We start from the raw sequence: 14698 nt of genomic DNA on the forward strand, positions 1-14698 counted from the left end.
TCCAGCCACTACTCGTCACCGTCGGCGGTGACTACCGTCGGCTCCGGCACCCCGCGTGGGGGTGCCGAGCCCCCTGGAGAGGACCACTGCCGATGCTGTGTCAGATCGTGCTGTTCGACGGCTTCGACCCGCTGGATGTCATCGCCCCGTACGAGGTGCTGTTCGCCGGCTCGATGGCCGCTCCGGGCGCGCTGAGCGTCGAGCTGGTCTCGGCCGAAGGCCCGCGCGAGGTACCCAGCGGCTCCGGGTTGCTCGCGCTGCGGGCGACCGCCCGGCTCGACCCGCAGCGGGCCGACCTGGTCCTGATACCGGGAGCGGTGGGACCGCTCGGCGCCCCCGACGCGCCCGACGGCCCCGACGGCCATCCCGACGGCCCGGACCTCCCGCACGCGCCGGGCAGCCGGGACACCGTCCCCGCGCTGCTGGCCCGTTCGATCACCACCGGGCTGCCGGCCCTGCTGAAGGAGGCCCTCGACCGGCCGGACTCGATCGTGGCCACCGTGTGCGGAGGTTCCATGGTGCTCGCCATGGCCGGGCTGATCGAAGGCCGCCACGCCACCACCAACCGTCTGGGCCTCGACCTGCTGGACGCCACCGGCGTGGTCGCGATCGACGCCCGCATCGTCGACGACGGCGACCTGGTGAGCGGCGCCGGCGTCACCTCCGGCCTGGACCTCGGCCTCTACCTGCTGGAGCGCGAACTCGGTCCGCGCATCGCGCACGCGGTGGAGCAGCTGTTCGCCCACGAGCGCCGGGGCACCGTCTGGCGCGACGCCGGCCCGGTCCCCGCCGCCTTCTGAAATCCACCTCCTCCCTCCACCCCGAAGCCCCACAGGAAGAGCGCACTCCCATGCCTGTCGAAGGAACCTGGAACCTCGTCATCGCCACCCCCGTCGGAAGGCAGCAGGCCGTACTCCGGCCGTTTCCCGACGGCGGCGGCCTGCGCGGCACAGCCACCAGCGAGGCGGAGGAGGTTCCACTGAGCGAGCTCTCCGTCGACGGTGACCGGTTGACCTGGCGCCAATCCATCACCAAGCCGATGCGCCTGCACCTGGCGTTCGACGTCGTGGTGCGCGGCGACCAGCTGGCAGGCACCGCCAAGGCCGGCCGCCTGCCCGCGACCAAGGTCACCGGCCGCCGCACCGCACCGTCGTCCGACTCCTGAGCACCCCGGAAATCGGAAAAGCCCTCCCGTGACGAAACTCCTCCTCGCCGTCCACGTCCTGGCGGCCATCATCACCATCGGCCCGGTCACCGTGGCCGCCAGCATGTTCCCGCCCGCCGTCCGCCGCGCCCTGGCCGCACCCGGCGACCCCTCCGGCCTCGCCACCGTCCGTACGCTGCACCGCATCTGCCGGGTCTACGCCGTGATCGCGGTGACGGTACCGGTGTTCGGCCTCGCGACCGCCAACGGCCTCCACGTCCTGGGCAGCGCCTGGCTCATCACGTCGATCGTCCTCACGGCACTGGCCGCCGCCGTGCTCGGTGCCCTCATCCTTCCCCGTCAGGGCTCGGCCCTGGCCGCGCTCGACGGGCCGTCCGAGACACTGGAACCGACGGCCGTCCAGCGCGTTGCCGGTCAACTCGGCATGTTCACCGGGGTGTTCAACCTGCTCTGGGCCACGGTGACCGTTCTGATGATCATCCGGCCCGGATCCACCACAGGAGCCTGACCATGCACCCGCCCAGCCGACTCCTGCGCCTCAGCGCCCCCGTCGAACTCCTCTCCCTGTTGGTGCTGCTGGCCAACGTCGCCGTGCTGCAACAGCAGGCCGTCGCCTCGGCGATCGGCCCCCTCCACGGCTGCGCCTACCTGATCGCCGTCATCGCGGCCGCCCGCGAGGCCGGCCCGGACCGTACCGTCACGCTCCTTGCCGCGATCCCCGGCATCGGGGGCATGCTCGCCCTGCGCCGCCTGAAGGCCGCCGGTCGTTTCGACTGAGTCGTACGTCAGCGAAAAGCGGCGATGCTGCGGGTGACCCAGTCGCCGAAGGGGCTCGGGGCGCGGCCGAGGACTCGTTCCACGTCCGAGCTGATCCGCAGTTCGGCGGGGTTCGGGGAGCCGATGATGTCCAGGGTGTCGTCGACGAGCTCCGGCGGCACGAACCGGGTCATCGCGGCCTTGGCCTCCGCGCGGGTGAGTTCATGGAACCGTACCGGGGAGCCGAGTGCGGCGGCGATGGCCTCCGCCTGCTGACGCGGCGTGATCACCGCCGGCCCGGTCAACTCGAAGACTCCGCCGGTGTGCCGGTCGTCCAGCAGGCAGGCCGCCGCGACCTCGGCGATGTCCACCGGGTCGACGATCGGAACCCCGACGTCGCCGAAGGGTGCGGCGACCGTCCCTTGTGTGCGGACGGACTCCGCCCAGGCGAAGGCGTTGGAGGCGAAGCCGCCCGGTCGCAGGACGGCCCAGTCCAGGCCGGACCCCCTCAACGCGTCCTCCACCGCGCGCATCGCGATCCGCGACGGGCCGAGCGGTCTGGTCGCCACGCCCTGCGAAGACAGCAGGACGACCCGGCGGACCCCGCTGGCGACGGCCAGGTCGACGATGTCGGTCGGCCTGGCTTCGGGGGCGTGCAGGTCGCCGGACAGCAGGAGGAACAGCGCACTCGCCCCGTCCAACGCGGGGATCAGGCCCTGCGGCGCGGCCAAGTCGGCCACCACGTGCCGGACCCCGTCCGGCACCACCGCCGCATGGCGCGACACCGCCGTCACCTGCTCGCCCGCCTCGGCCAGGGCCTGCGTCAAAGGCCGGCCCACGTTCCCGGTAGCCCCGGTCACCACGATCATGTTCAGCTCCTACTCCGTTGTGCACTGCGGGAATTGACGCTAGGAGTCGGGCTTACTTTTCGTAAGGACGTACCCAGAGGTAAGCTCCGGACATGAAGGAAGGCGCGCAGCTGAGGCAGGTCGAGGCGGGACATCGGTATGAGGTGTTTCACACTGACTGCCCGGCGCGCGACATGGTCGACCACGTGACCAGCAGGTGGGGCATCTGGGTGCTCATCTCCTTGCGGAGCAATGACCTTCGGTTCTACGAGCTGCGCGACAGCATCCAGGGCGTCAGCGAGAAGATGCTCGCTCAGACACTGCGCGCGCTGGTCCAGGACGGCCTGGTCTGGCGGAAGGTCGAGCCGACGACACCGCCCCAAGTCACCTACGGCCTGACTGAGTTCGGCCAGGACGTCGGCGAGCCGCTGACGGACTTGTTCGACCGGATCACCAAGCGGCTGCCGCCGCGCAGCGCGGGATAGTGCGGTCGCGGTCGGCCGGCGTGAGGGCGTGATCTGTTCGCGTCGATCGAGGAGTCCCGCCTGCTGCTGGGCCGTCTCTTTCGGCTCTTGCCTGGTCGGCGGCATCGCCGGCGGCCGACCGGCGGTACTCCGGCCGACGCTCCCGTCGGGCCGGCCGATTGACTGGGCCCGACCGCTGGGGGCTCACGGACGGCCGGACCGTTGGGCAGTGCTCAGACATCTTCGCGATTTCAGCGTGTTCGCGTCGCATACCACCAGGCCGGAGAGCCGGAGACGGCGTCGAGGCATCGTGTCGGCGCTCGCACAGCGACCGGCCGAGCAATCCGCCCGCTCCGCGGCCGACCAACGGGCGGTACGAGTCTGCGGAATACCGACGACCCGCCGGTCATGGGTGGCGGAGGTCCGGCTTCGTCACCCTGGAGCGGACGACGTTCTCCTCGGCGCTCCCAGAGGGATCGGAGGTCACGGAGGTCTCAGTGGATGCCCTGGGAGGGCGGCAGAACAGGCCGATCGAGCCCACCACCAGTTCGCTGTCGCGCTCGATGATCAGGCGGTGGCCGTGTGCGCCGAGCCCGTGCGGTTCTGGTCGAAGAGGCCCGCGATGATGCGGTCTCCTTCGGCGGGGAAGTCGTCGGCCCGGTGGGCAGCTCGGCGCGAGAGTCCGAGACGGGGAAGCCCACACGGTTCTTCAGGGAGTCAGTTCTTGCGGGCCGTCAACAGGGCGAAGGAGAGGTACTCGCCGCCGTCCTCCGTGAGCATGTCGATCACGGGCTGGTTCGCCTTCGCCCCGTCCGGCCGGTGCTCGGCGCAGGCGCGGCTCCACAGCAGCCAGTCCTGCCAGGCGTCCGGCTGCAGCCGCGCGGAAGTGACGTTCACCAACTCGGTGATCTCCCACTGGAAACGCCACCATTGCGGCGTGTGCCATGCGATCGCCTCCCATCCGACGACCCGCTTGATGTGCGGCGGAATCGCGCCGAGGTCGCGCACTTCCCGTGTCATGGCGGGGGTGGCCACGCCCAGTTGGCCGCCCGGGCGCAGGAAGCGCACCAGGTAGGGCAGGTAGTTGTCCGACGTGCCGAAGTATTCGAAGGCGTCGATGCTGACGATGGCGTCGAAGCTCTCCTCGTCGAAGGGCAGGACGTGCGCTTCGGTGCGCACGGCTTGGACCTTGTCCGCGACACCCGCCTGCGTGAAGACGGCTTCCGCGTCCTGTGCGGGGACCCACCAGTCGGCCGCCACGACGTGCACGCCGTACTCGCGGGCCAGGAACACCGACGTGGCTCCCTTGCCGGAGCCGAGGTCGAGAACTCTCATCCCGGGGCGCAGATCGAGGTCTCGGGCCAGGTCCTCCAGCAGCCACAACGGGTTCGGCCCCATGTCGAGGCCGACGAGCCAGGCCGGGTCGTAGCGGGACGAGCGGGGATAGCGGTCCGGACGTACAAGATCATTCAAAGCCGTCACGGGCACGACTCAAACCGAAGTCTGACGTGCCGGCAAACCCTTTTCGGAACCTGCGCCGCTTCCGGCGCCGATGGACCGCAACGGCATCTCGGTACCCGTGACGAGCTCGTGCATGATCGGCGGTGGGACGGCGAGGGGTGGAACGGCAGTGCGGCGACTGCCTGGACGGCGTCGCTCATGTGCTCGCGGCGGCCGGGGCAGCGGGCCGGAGCTCACCGGGCCTGATGGCTGGTACCCCACTCCGGCCAACCTCAGGTGAGGGCACCCGGGCCGTCCGGTCCGAGGGACGGCCCGCCGCACGTCCACCTGCCGTGCGCCGCACGTGGACGGCAGCGGCGTGGTCGGCCTGCTGATCATGCATCTACGCTTGTGCTCGTCAGAGAGTCGAGACGGACGACCGGTCGTGGAACGGAGCATATGGTGCCAGCGGGTCAAGCGGGGGAAGCGAACGACGGGGACCTGATCGGAAAGGTGCTCGGGGGACGCTACCGTGTGACCTCCGTGGTCGGCCGCGGCGGCATGGGCGTGGTCGCGCGGGCCGTCGACGAGCTGCTCGCCCGCGAGGTCGCCGTCAAGGTCCTGCGGGCCTACACCGACGCCAGTGACGCCGAACTGGCCGGCCTGCGTACCCGGATGGGGCGCGAGGCGCAGGCCGCTGCCCGCATCCGGCACGGCGGCGTCGTCACGGTGCACGACGTGACGCACGAGCAGGGTCTGCCCGTCATCGTCATGGAACTCGTCGACGGCCCCTCGCTCGACGAGGTGCTGACGCAGCGTGGCGCACTCGACCCGTACGAGGCCGCCGCGATCGGCGCCAAGCTGATGGACGCGCTCGACGCCGCGCACCGCGCGGGCGTCCTGCACCGCGACGTGAAGCCGGGCAACGTACTGCTGGAGCGCGACGGCCGGGTCGTGCTCACGGACTTCGGCATCGCCGCCATCGAGACCTCCGACGACGAGGCCATGGCGAAGCTCACCCGCAGCGGTCAGCTGGTGGGCTCGCTCGACTACCTGCCGCCGGAGCGCGCGCAGGGCAGGGAGCCCGGACCGGCCTCCGACATATGGTCGCTCGGGATGACCCTGTACGCGGCGGTCGAGGGCGTCTCGCCGTTCCGCCGTACCTCGGTGTGGTCCACGCTGGCCGCGATCGTCGGCGAGCCTCTGCCCGAGCCGCGGCGCGCGGGGCCGCTCACCCCCGTGCTGCGGGCGCTGATGGCGAAGGACCCGGAGCACCGGCCCACCGCCGATCAGGCCCGCGCCATGCTGGAGCAGGTGGCGGCCGGCCGCGGCGCGGGCCCCGCGGCGGCGCCCGCCACGGCCCCGCCGACGCCCGCCCCGCAGCCCGTGGCCGCGCCCGCTCCCGGCTTCGGGCCCCCACCCCCGGCCGGGTTCGACGCCGGCGCCGTATCGGTTCCGCAGCCCTACGCCCCCGCCCCGCAGCCCGGCTTCCCGTCGCACGGCCTCGCGCAGGGGCCCCCGCCCGGTCAGCCGTTCACTGTGAACCAGTCCGGCCCGGCGGCCGTGGACCGGGCGCGGCGTCGCGGCCGTGCCGTGATGGCCGTGGCGGTCGTCGCCGTACTCGCCGCCGGCGCAGTCACCTACGCCGTGGCCTCGGGCAGCGACAGCGACGGCGACCGGACGCGGGCGGTGGCTCCGGCCGGAGCGCCCGACGGCTCCCCGGCCGCCGGCGAGCAGCCGGGCTCGCAGTCCCCGGCACCGTCTCCCTCCGGCTCCGGACCCACGGCGAAGCCATCCGCGAGCTCCTCGAAGAAGACCGACACGTCATCGCCCTCCCCGGAGGGCTCCTCGCCCGCCAAGGCCAAGCCCGGGCCCGAACCGACGGGCTGCACCGGCTGGACCCACAGGGACCCGGCGCCGGGCACCTACGGCTACATATCCGGCGACCACCATTTGCTGGCCGCGCCGTACCAGCAGTGCCCGCAGGGCATCATGGTCAAGGACGGCACCAAGCTCTGGTACCAGTGCTACATCGTCAACTCGTACGGCAACCAGTGGACGTTCGTGCGCGTGGACGGCACGAACGCCACCGGGTGGCTGTACAACCGCGACCTCAAGGGCCAGAAGGGCTCGTCCCCCGCCTGCTAGGCGTATACGCGGCGACGCGTGTACGCGGCGACGGTGACCGCCGCCCGCGGCAGTGTCCTACGGACACCTTGCCGCCCGAAAGACACGGCCCGGCCGGCAGTGGCACCGGGGTTTGACTGACCCGGTCTCCTTGACGGTCGTTTCAGGGTTCGGGGGAAAGCGAAGGGGAAAACGGAACGGCCGGGCCGAGGGCTCCCGCCGAGGTGAGCAGGGCAGCGGTCTCGGGATGGGGGCCGTCGTTGGCCCACTCCAGCGGGGAACGGCCCGCGCCGTCGTCTTCTCGGAGGTTCGGATCGGCGCCGTGGGCCAGCAGTTCCCGCACCGTCTCCGCGTCCCCCCAGCACGCGGCCGCGCACAGCGGCGTGCCCTCCGCGCCGACGCCCCGGCTCTCGGCGTCCGGGGAGACCCCGGCTTCCAGCAGCAGGCGGACGATCTGCGTCCTGCCGCTGACTGCCGCCTCGTACAGAGGGGTGGTGCCTCCGGTGTCCGGCCGGTGCGGGTCGGCACCGGCACGCAACGCCGCACGCACCCGCGGAACATCGCTCTGCATGATCGCCGCGAACAGGCGGCGGGAAAGCTTCTTCTGGCGGCGTCGCTTCACGGGCACGGAGGTTACCGGCCGGGCGTGGGGGCGGGCCGCGGTCGTTCCTACGGGGCGGGAGTCGCGGATTCCCACGGCGCGGGTGCCGCGGATTCCTGCGGGACCGGCGGGTGGCATACGGCGCGGGGGGCGCCTTCCTCCGTGCGCGGCCAGTGCCGTCCTTCGAGGGCCTCGGCGCTGCGGTTGAGCCGGACCAGGACGTCCTCCAGTTCCCGTACCTCCTCAGGGGACCAGTCGGCGACCACCCGGGCCAGGCAGGACCGGTTGGCCTCGCGGTCTCCGGCGAGGCGGCGCCCGCCTTCGGCGGTGATGCGCAGCTTGCGGGCCATGCCGCCGTCCGGGTCCGCGACGCGCTCGGCGAGTCCGCAGCGCAGCAGTGCGGCCGTCTGCCGGTTCACGGTCGAGGTGTCGAGCCCGAAGGCCTCTGACAACTGTCCGATGGACATGGGGCCTTGGGTGTCGATCCGGCTGAGCAGCAGGTACGCCGACCGCTCCAGGCGTTCGGGGTCGCGCTCGCGCCGGGCCAGCACCTGGTGCCGCGACAGCAGCATCAGCTCCCGCTCCAGTTTCTCCAACACTGCGCCTCCCGCTCCTTCCGGCGTTCCATTATCGCGGACCCGTGGACTCGTGGACCCCCCGCGGACCTGCGGACCCGTGGACCCCTGCGGACCCGCGAACCGGCGGACCTCGGCTGGGCGGGCCGCGGAAGGCTCCGCCCGAGGGCCGGACCATGGAATATGCATCATACATAGCGTGTGTACTATGCACTCCTCGTTGTCACCCCGACGAGCCACAGCCTCAACCCGGAGGACCCGCATGACCCTCACCACGTCCACCGCCTCCCGAGCGGCCGAGATCCTGTCCCGGCCCATCACGCTGAACGGCCTGACCGTCCCCAACCGCATCGCGATGGCTCCGATGACGCGGATGTTCTCCCCCGGCGGCGTGCCCGGCGAGGACGTGCAGGCGTACTACGCCAGCCGGGCCGCCGCAGGTGTGGGCTTGATCGTCACCGAGGGCACCTACGTCGGTCACGACTCCGCCGGGCAGAGCGACCGGGTGCCGCGGTTCCACGGCGAGGACCAGCTGGCGGGATGGGCGAAGGTCGCCGCGGCCGTGCACGAGGCGGGAGGCACGATCGTGCCTCAGCTGTGGCACATAGGCATGGTGCGCAAGCAGGGCGAGGCACCGTACGCCGACGCGCCCGCCGTCGGCCCCTCCGGCATCCGCGTCGACGGCACCGAGGGGACCGGCAAGGCGATGACCCGCGCCGACCTCGACGACGTCATCGGCGCGTTCGCCGACGCCGCCGCGGCCGCCGAGCGGATCGGCTTCGACGGCATCGAACTGCACGGCGCCCACGGCTACCTGCTCGACCAGTTCCTGTGGGAGCGGACCAACCGCCGCACCGACGCGTACGGCGGCGACGCGGTGGCCCGTACGAAGTTCGCCGCGGAGATCGTGGCGGCGGTCCGCGAGCGCGTCCCGGCCGACTTCCCGGTGATCTTCCGCTACTCGCAGTGGAAGCAGGAGGCCTACGACGCCCGGCTCGCGCAGACCCCGGAGGAGCTGGAGGCGATCCTGGCCCCGCTGGCGGCGGCGGGCGTCGACGCGTTCCACGCCTCCACCCGTCGCTACTGGCTCCCGGAGTTCGAGGGCTCGGACCTGAACCTGGCGGGCTGGACGAAGAAGCTCACCGGCCGGCCGACCATCACCGTCGGCTCGGTCGGCCTCGACGGCGACTTCATCCGCGCCTTCGCCGGCGAGGGTGCGGCGCTCGGTGACATCGACAACCTCCTGGACCGCATGGAACGCGACGAGTTCGACATGGTCGCCGTCGGCCGGGCGCTGCTCCAGGACCCGCAGTGGGCGGCGAAGGTCCTCGGCAACCGCTTCGACGAGCTGAAGCCGTACGACGCGGCGGCGCTCAGGTCGCTCAGCCACTAGCCGGCACCCGGAGCCGGCTCGGCCTGCCGGAAGCCGGACCGGCAGCCCTCCGGACGGCCGGTCCGAGGACGCCCCGCGACGTCGGTCCGCCGACGTCGCGGGGCGTTCGCGCTCCGGCCAAAGCATCCACAGGGCGTCCGGCGTCCGGACGGGCCACTCCGCCGGATGCGGGCGGCCGACGGCATCGTGGGAGCGGCCGCGACGGTCGGCGCGTCAACCCGCGGCCGCCGCGGCCGCTCACCCTTCACGCGACGAGAGCGATGCGGCTTGGTCCGGGCAGCGCAGCCATCCTGCCGTACAGGTCGAGCGCCCACCCCCGACGAGGGGTCGGCGCTCCCGAGCACGCTCCACCGTGCTCGACACCCGACCACCTGCTCACACCGGCGCTGCCGGACCGGGAAGGTTTGGGGCCGCTGGTACGGGCAGAAGCCCTACGGCCGAACGCCACGGCCTCCGCGCCGCGGTGCCGCTCCGTGAAGGGCCGGGCAGGCCTCCACGTCCGAGGGCGGCCGGGAACGCGGCTTCCCACCGGGGCCCGGCGGGATTCCGCCTGACAGGCGAGGAGAAGGATCATGGCACCGAGACGGACCGTCTACCACGTCTCACCTTCCGGTGAGCGAGCGGCGGCCGCAGGAGTGAAGTGGCAGGTCGAGGGCAGGGAAGGACGCCGGGTGCTCCACGAGCCGCACCGTACGCAGCAGCAGGCGATCGACTCAGCACGCCGCCACGCCAAGGAGCACACGCCCGCACAGATCATCGTCCACGCCCGCGACGGGCACGTCCGCACCGCATACGCCTACGGCCTCACCCTCGCCGTGCCCCCCGGCGAGCGCGGCCGCAGGACGGGAAAAGCCGGAGGCGTCTTCTAGCGCGGCCCCGCACGGGCAGGCCCGGTGTCCACGGAGGCCGGCCGCCTCCCAAACCGGCGGGCACCCGACCCCTTCTTCGCATGCGGCGGCTCCAGGGCACCTCGGCATGTGGTGGGGGCCGCTGGGGCAGGGCTTCGCGCAGGTTTGGCGTCCGCGATCCGGGTCAGACGCGCAGAGCAAGCAGTCCCCCGCACCCCCAGGGAGTGATCAGCTGTGTCGAAGAACGAGAAGGGCCGGGCCAAGACCGAGCAGGCCAAGGGCAAGCTCAAGGAAACGGCCGGCCGTCTGGTGGGCAACGAGCGGCTGACTGCCGAGGGCCGCGGCGAAGCGGCGAAGGGCGATGCCCGCCAGGCCAAGGAAAAGATCAAGGACATGTTCAAACGGTGACCTGGCCGCACCCGCAGAGCAGTGCCTCGGTCCCGAACCCGTCTGGGGTTCGGGACCGAGGCGCGTCCAGGGCTACCCGACCCGACGGTCCCGCATCCGTGGCCCGCGCGTCAGCGGGCCAGCAACGCGTCGAGGAGCTTGTCGACGTCGAGGAACTCCTCCCCCGCGCCGGTCACGGCGTACGTCTGGTGCAGGAAGTCCGTGAGCTCGCGGGCCTCCACGAAGAGCACGGCGTCTCCTTGCCTCTGCCCAGCGGAGCCCCTCAAAGAGAGGCGGAGCTCGTCGACTCCGGCCGCCCCGTGGGGGCAGAACGTGACGTCTCCCTCGCCCACCGGGCGGTGGAATCCCTCGGCGAGCATCTGCCGGTCGAAGTGCCAACGGGCCAGGACCGTGGGGCCGTCGAGGAACGTGACCTGTACGGCGTACGGGTCCTCGCCGTCGTACGTGAACCGGGCGAGGAGCGGCACACGGCCCCTCACCGCGTCCAGATGGACCGTGATCAGAGCAGATATGAAGGACATCGACGGGCCTCCGGGATGGACTGCACGGTTGCACTCGTATGCCCCGCCTCGCCCTCGGCACACTGCCCCGCCAACAGATCGGCCACCATCTCTTCGCGTACGCCGTGGGTGGGCCCTTGCCGGTGGCGCGGGGCACGCAGGGGACCCACCCCGACCAGCGGCCCGGGTGGGGTGCCTCGGATTCGTTCGGAGGCTCTCGAAAATCCTGCCTGGCGCGAGATCTGCGGTGGCGCGTCAGTGCTCCCGCTGTTTGCCTGGGGGTACCTGCACCCCATACCCGAGGAGCGATCATGAGCGGCGACAGCCAGCCGAGCAAGCGGGCCCAGCAGATGCGCGCCAAGGCCGAAGAGCTGGAGCAGGCGGCACAGCACGCCACCGATCCGGCAGAGCGGCAGCGCCTGACGGACAAGGCCATGCGGATCCGGGAGAAGACGGAGCAGGAGAACGGCAGGGGCAGCGGAACCATGGATCCCATGTAGACATGTAGACCAGGCCCACGGGTGACCTGCGGGTGACCTGCTCCCGTCCGGACCGGAAGGGCGCCTGCGGCGCGTCTCGTCCTTCCCGTAGCCCCGCCGGGCAGGCTCACGCGCGGGGAGCCACGAGTCCTCGCCCACGCGCCCACGCGCGACCGGATTCTGCTCGGCCGGCCGACCGGGCGGGCTCCCGGCGCCGCGCGCTACGCCGACTGCCGTACCGGGCCGATGACGGCCCTCAGGCCCGGCCCGACCGGCCTGTGGGCGGCCCTATCGGCGTGCGCGGCTGCGCCTCACCAGCAGGAAGACGATCAGAGCGGTGCCGGCCACGAGCAGCGGCTTGCGGTTGACGCGCGCCACGCCGGCGACCTGGCCGGCCTTGTCCAGAACCGGATCGGGTGTCGTGTCCTTCACCATCTGCGCGGCATGCTGGGTCTTCCCTCGTATCCGGTCGGCGACCGCGGCGGTCTTCTCGGCGGCCTGTTCCTTGACGGCGGCCATCTTCTCCATCGCCTGCGCCTTGGTGTCGGCCTTGCCCGCCAACACCTCGACGGTCTGCCCGAGTTCGTCGCGGGTGCGCTCGACCTGCTCGCGCAGTTCGTCGGGGGTGGGCGTGCCGATGTTGGTTCGGGGTTCGTTGGTCATCGCTACGCTTTCTCCTTGATCTCGGCCAGGTCGGCGGTGACGCGGTCGATGGTCCGCTCCGGGACCGGCGCGCGCGCAGGAGCGATCTGCTTCTTCCCTGCCATGGCGGTCACTGCGGCACCCCCCGGTTGCGGTGGTGCGCACACCGTTGTCGTGGCGCGCCTACCCCGGAAGCGAACGCGCATCCCGGCCGAGCAGCACGTCTCGTTGGAGGCGGCGAAGTTCGCGGCGTAGAACGCGAAGCCGGCCGAGGCGATCAGTGGCCCCGCCGGCCGTCCGGCCTCGGCCCGGGCCGGGCCGTCACTGCTGGGGATCTCGGGTATGGCGCAGCACGCCCGGGCGCGACTCCCCCATTGGCAGGCCAGTCGTTCGGGTGCACTCGAAGCCGGGGCGGGATGGCAACGCGCCACCGGGTAGGCGTCGTGTATGAACTCACACACCCCCGATACCTCGAGCACGGCAGGGCAGACCGCAGTGATCGACACGGCCTCGACATGGTGGCTGACGGCCCTGGACCGGCTCGAGCGGACCACCGTGGCCGACCCTGCGGTCAAGGCGCTCCAGCGGGGAATCCGCTCGCTCCCCCTGGGCGGGATGCGCGATCTGCTGCGTGGCAGGCCGCTGGGCCACCCCGTGCACCCCGTGCTGGTGCAGGTACCCATCGGATGCTGGCTGTCGGCCGCCGTCTTGGACCTCGTACCCGGCACTCGGCGGGCGACGACGACCCTCACCGCCGTCGGACTCGCCGGCGTCGCCCCGGCAGCGATGGCCGGCTGGGCGGACTGGGCGGACCTTCCTCCCGAGCAGGCCCGGGTCGGGCTGGCCCACGCGGTCTCCAATGTGGCCTCGGTGGCCTGCTACGCCGCGTCCCTGAGGTCACGGCTCCACGGCCGTTCGGCGAAGGGCCGCCTGTGGTCCCTCGGCGGCCTGGCTGCCCTCGCCGTCACCGGCGCACTGGGCGGACACGTGGCCTACCGACAGGCCGTCGGAGCGCACCCCGCGACATGAGCGGGCGGGCTCTCTTGCCTTGCCGGCACACGAAGTCCAGGCGGAAGGCACGACCTGTTTCGACGAGCTGAAACCGCACGTCCTGCGGCTACCGGGAGAAGAACCCTGCCACGGCTGCCACGGCCGCGATCGTCGTGATCACCACCAGCCACGTGTCCGGGCGAACGCCCTCGTCCGCGAAGGCCGCGACGAGACGAAGTGTGCCAGTAAGGGCGCGATCACGAGGCCGAAGGCGCCCACGACCCCCGCCACAGCCCACCGCAATGGGCGGGCAGCCACCCCCCGGCGTTCCTCCACCACCACGACCGCCATGTTTGAACGTGTTCAATTCAACGCGTTCAAGGTACCTCGCGTGGTCGGCCCGGCCAACATGACCCTGGCATCGACCAGGGGCGGGAGATCGCATCGGTGCGGGAAGTACAAGATCCGCAGGGCCTACCGGTTCCGGCCGCGGGTCCGGTATCCCTGAAAGGCGGCCCCGATCGGAGGTCGTTGCCCCCTGGAAGGACACTTGCCGTGGACGGCTGGTACGTGGATGAGCGCTGCTTCAACTGCGATGTCGCACGACAGCTCGCGCCCGACCTGATCGGTGAGGCCGAGGGAAAGTCCCAGATCCTGCGCCCGCCACACGACGAGAAGGAGACCCGGGACTTACACGCAGCCGTCTTCGCCTGCCCCACCCGCTCGATCCGCCCCTCCTCCGGGCAACCGGACCGGCGACTCGACCCCTTCCCGATGGCTTTGGACAGCGGCGTACTGCTGTGCGGGCACAACTCGAAACACACCGCCGGGGCCAATTCCTACTTGCTCCTGCGGCCGTCCCGCACGGTCATGATGATCGACACACCGCGCTGGAGTCGTGAACTGGCCGAACGTTACGCAGCGGTGGGCCCGATCACCGATGTGCTGCTCACCCACCGCGACCACGCCGCACACGGCCGCCGCTACGCGGACCATTTCGGCGCCCGGCTGTGGATCCACGAGGGCGATCTCGATGCGGCGCCGGACGCGGACCAGGTGATCCGGGGTCTCGAACCCCTGGAGATCGGTGAGGGAGTCACCGCCCACCCGCTGCCCGGCCACACGCGGGGCAGCGTGCTGTACCTCGCAGACGACCGATACTGCTTCAGCGGGGACAGCTTCTACTGGTCGCGCACCACGGGCGATCTGGACGTCGCGGACAGTGTGACCTGGTACTCCATCGAGGAATTGGCCACCTCACTGGCCAGGACGGCCGGACTGCTCCGGTTCGAATGGGTTCTGCCGGGCCACGGCGATCGCCGCAGGCTGTCCGCCGACGAGATGTGCCGGCGGATGGAGGCACTGGCAGAGCGCACGCGGCGGCTGCGGCCCCGCCCGGTCGACTTCACCGCCGTTCGCTGGTGAAGGGGCCGAGAGCGACCGGGCCCCACCCCGTGGGCGG

At 71.6% G+C, this 14698-nt stretch carries 18 protein-coding genes; 12 read left to right on the forward strand and 6 right to left on the reverse strand.

What is annotated here, in order from left to right; all coding sequences use genetic code 11:
* Nucleotides 1-92: 92 nt before the first annotated feature.
* The 4 genes from ADK52_RS17700 to ADK52_RS17715 are packed head-to-tail and all read left to right on the forward strand — an operon-like array spanning nucleotide 93 to nucleotide 1942.
* On the forward strand, nucleotides 93-800 hold the full coding sequence (locus tag ADK52_RS17700; protein WP_053690786.1) for a DJ-1/PfpI family protein: 708 nt from the start codon (nucleotides 93-95) through the stop codon (nucleotides 798-800).
* Between the two features lie 50 nt (nucleotides 801-850).
* Nucleotides 851-1165, forward strand: a complete 315-nt coding sequence (locus ADK52_RS17705; protein WP_053690787.1) for a hypothetical protein — start codon at nucleotides 851-853, stop codon at nucleotides 1163-1165.
* A 28-nt stretch (nucleotides 1166-1193) separates the two neighbouring features.
* The gene (locus ADK52_RS17710; protein WP_053690788.1) at nucleotides 1194-1673 is read left to right on the forward strand and encodes a hypothetical protein; all 480 of its coding nucleotides are present in this window, start codon (nucleotides 1194-1196) and stop codon (nucleotides 1671-1673) included.
* Nucleotides 1674-1675: 2 nt separating this feature from the next.
* Nucleotides 1676-1942, forward strand: coding sequence for a hypothetical protein (locus tag ADK52_RS17715; RefSeq protein ID WP_053690789.1), 267 nt, complete (start codon nucleotides 1676-1678; stop codon nucleotides 1940-1942).
* 8 nt (nucleotides 1943-1950) lie between these two features.
* Here ADK52_RS17715 and ADK52_RS17720 read toward each other — a convergent pair whose 3' ends face one another.
* Nucleotides 1951-2790: an SDR family oxidoreductase gene (locus ADK52_RS17720; RefSeq protein WP_053690790.1), complete on the reverse strand. Its 840-nt coding sequence runs from the start codon at nucleotides 2788-2790 to the stop codon at nucleotides 1951-1953.
* A 92-nt stretch (nucleotides 2791-2882) separates the two neighbouring features.
* Between ADK52_RS17720 and ADK52_RS17725 the strand changes: the two genes are divergently transcribed.
* Nucleotides 2883-3254: a winged helix-turn-helix transcriptional regulator gene (locus ADK52_RS17725; protein ID WP_053690791.1), complete on the forward strand. Its 372-nt coding sequence runs from the start codon at nucleotides 2883-2885 to the stop codon at nucleotides 3252-3254.
* Between the two features lie 696 nt (nucleotides 3255-3950).
* Here the strand turns inward: ADK52_RS17725 and ADK52_RS17730 are convergent.
* Nucleotides 3951-4715 (reverse strand): SAM-dependent methyltransferase, encoded by a 765-nt coding sequence (locus ADK52_RS17730; RefSeq protein WP_053690792.1) that lies wholly within the window; start codon nucleotides 4713-4715, stop codon nucleotides 3951-3953.
* A 417-nt stretch (nucleotides 4716-5132) separates the two neighbouring features.
* Between ADK52_RS17730 and ADK52_RS17735 the strand changes: the two genes are divergently transcribed.
* Complete coding sequence (locus tag ADK52_RS17735; protein ID WP_053690793.1) at nucleotides 5133-6821, forward strand: serine/threonine-protein kinase; 1689 nt, start codon at nucleotides 5133-5135, stop codon at nucleotides 6819-6821.
* Nucleotides 6822-6963: 142 nt separating this feature from the next.
* On the opposite strand, the gene ADK52_RS17740 is transcribed toward ADK52_RS17735, so the two are convergent.
* Both ADK52_RS17740 and ADK52_RS17745 read right to left on the reverse strand, forming a co-directional pair.
* Complete coding sequence (locus ADK52_RS17740; protein ID WP_053690942.1) at nucleotides 6964-7422, reverse strand: ankyrin repeat domain-containing protein; 459 nt, start codon at nucleotides 7420-7422, stop codon at nucleotides 6964-6966.
* A gap of 47 nt (nucleotides 7423-7469) precedes the next feature.
* Nucleotides 7470-7973: a MarR family winged helix-turn-helix transcriptional regulator gene (locus ADK52_RS17745; protein ID WP_234343974.1), complete on the reverse strand. Its 504-nt coding sequence runs from the start codon at nucleotides 7971-7973 to the stop codon at nucleotides 7470-7472.
* 265 nt (nucleotides 7974-8238) lie between these two features.
* Between ADK52_RS17745 and ADK52_RS17750 the strand changes: the two genes are divergently transcribed.
* From ADK52_RS17750 to ADK52_RS40200, 3 genes are all read left to right on the forward strand, one after another.
* Complete coding sequence (locus ADK52_RS17750; RefSeq protein ID WP_053690795.1) at nucleotides 8239-9369, forward strand: NADH:flavin oxidoreductase; 1131 nt, start codon at nucleotides 8239-8241, stop codon at nucleotides 9367-9369.
* Between the two features lie 572 nt (nucleotides 9370-9941).
* Nucleotides 9942-10238 (forward strand): DUF2188 domain-containing protein, encoded by a 297-nt coding sequence (locus ADK52_RS17755; RefSeq protein WP_078988415.1) that lies wholly within the window; start codon nucleotides 9942-9944, stop codon nucleotides 10236-10238.
* A 213-nt stretch (nucleotides 10239-10451) separates the two neighbouring features.
* Nucleotides 10452-10625 carry a CsbD family protein gene (locus ADK52_RS40200; RefSeq protein ID WP_078988416.1) on the forward strand — a complete coding sequence of 58 codons (174 nt, stop codon included), beginning with the start codon at nucleotides 10452-10454 and terminating at the stop codon, nucleotides 10623-10625.
* A gap of 110 nt (nucleotides 10626-10735) precedes the next feature.
* Here ADK52_RS40200 and ADK52_RS17760 read toward each other — a convergent pair whose 3' ends face one another.
* Nucleotides 10736-11146 (reverse strand): SsgA family sporulation/cell division regulator, encoded by a 411-nt coding sequence (locus ADK52_RS17760; RefSeq protein ID WP_053690797.1) that lies wholly within the window; start codon nucleotides 11144-11146, stop codon nucleotides 10736-10738.
* A 290-nt stretch (nucleotides 11147-11436) separates the two neighbouring features.
* Here ADK52_RS17760 and ADK52_RS17765 point away from each other — a divergent pair, with 290 nt between their 5' ends.
* Nucleotides 11437-11625 carry a DUF6381 family protein gene (locus tag ADK52_RS17765; RefSeq protein ID WP_053690798.1) on the forward strand — a complete coding sequence of 63 codons (189 nt, stop codon included), beginning with the start codon at nucleotides 11437-11439 and terminating at the stop codon, nucleotides 11623-11625.
* A gap of 267 nt (nucleotides 11626-11892) precedes the next feature.
* Here the strand turns inward: ADK52_RS17765 and ADK52_RS17770 are convergent, their stop codons facing one another.
* Nucleotides 11893-12267 carry a DUF3618 domain-containing protein gene (locus tag ADK52_RS17770; protein ID WP_053690799.1) on the reverse strand — a complete coding sequence of 125 codons (375 nt, stop codon included), beginning with the start codon at nucleotides 12265-12267 and terminating at the stop codon, nucleotides 11893-11895.
* A 474-nt stretch (nucleotides 12268-12741) separates the two neighbouring features.
* Between ADK52_RS17770 and ADK52_RS17775 the strand changes: the two genes are divergently transcribed.
* Both ADK52_RS17775 and ADK52_RS17780 read left to right on the forward strand, forming a co-directional pair.
* Nucleotides 12742-13275 carry a DUF2231 domain-containing protein gene (locus ADK52_RS17775; protein WP_053690800.1) on the forward strand — a complete coding sequence of 178 codons (534 nt, stop codon included), beginning with the start codon at nucleotides 12742-12744 and terminating at the stop codon, nucleotides 13273-13275.
* A gap of 516 nt (nucleotides 13276-13791) precedes the next feature.
* Entirely contained in the window at nucleotides 13792-14661 is an 870-nt protein-coding gene (locus tag ADK52_RS17780) for an MBL fold metallo-hydrolase (RefSeq protein ID WP_053690801.1), read from the forward strand.
* Nucleotides 14662-14698: the final 37 nt, after the last annotated feature.

This window comes from Streptomyces sp. WM6372 (assembly GCF_001279655.1).
In the GTDB taxonomy this organism is placed as follows: Bacteria; Actinomycetota; Actinomycetes; order Streptomycetales; family Streptomycetaceae; genus Streptomyces.

Bases quoted from the DNA above. Each gene is read 5' to 3' on its own strand.
- ADK52_RS17700 (WP_053690786.1), top strand. From the start codon at position 93: ATGCTGTGTCAGATCGTGCTGTTCGACGGCTTCGACCCGCTGGATGTC.
- ADK52_RS17705 (WP_053690787.1), top strand. From the start codon at position 851: ATGCCTGTCGAAGGAACCTGGAACCTCGTCATCGCCACCCCCGTCGGA.
- ADK52_RS17715 (WP_053690789.1), top strand. From the start codon at position 1,676: ATGCACCCGCCCAGCCGACTCCTGCGCCTCAGCGCCCCCGTCGAACTC.
- ADK52_RS17720 (WP_053690790.1), bottom strand. From the start codon at position 2,790: ATGATCGTGGTGACCGGGGCTACCGGGAACGTGGGCCGGCCTTTGACG.
- ADK52_RS17725 (WP_053690791.1), top strand. From the start codon at position 2,883: ATGAAGGAAGGCGCGCAGCTGAGGCAGGTCGAGGCGGGACATCGGTAT.
- ADK52_RS17735 (WP_053690793.1), top strand. From the start codon at position 5,133: ATGGTGCCAGCGGGTCAAGCGGGGGAAGCGAACGACGGGGACCTGATC.
- ADK52_RS17745 (WP_234343974.1), bottom strand. From the start codon at position 7,973: ATGCTGCTGTCGCGGCACCAGGTGCTGGCCCGGCGCGAGCGCGACCCC.
- ADK52_RS17750 (WP_053690795.1), top strand. From the start codon at position 8,239: ATGACCCTCACCACGTCCACCGCCTCCCGAGCGGCCGAGATCCTGTCC.
- ADK52_RS17755 (WP_078988415.1), top strand. From the start codon at position 9,942: ATGGCACCGAGACGGACCGTCTACCACGTCTCACCTTCCGGTGAGCGA.
- ADK52_RS17760 (WP_053690797.1), bottom strand. From the start codon at position 11,146: ATGTCCTTCATATCTGCTCTGATCACGGTCCATCTGGACGCGGTGAGG.
- ADK52_RS17765 (WP_053690798.1), top strand. From the start codon at position 11,437: ATGAGCGGCGACAGCCAGCCGAGCAAGCGGGCCCAGCAGATGCGCGCC.
- ADK52_RS17770 (WP_053690799.1), bottom strand. From the start codon at position 12,267: ATGACCAACGAACCCCGAACCAACATCGGCACGCCCACCCCCGACGAA.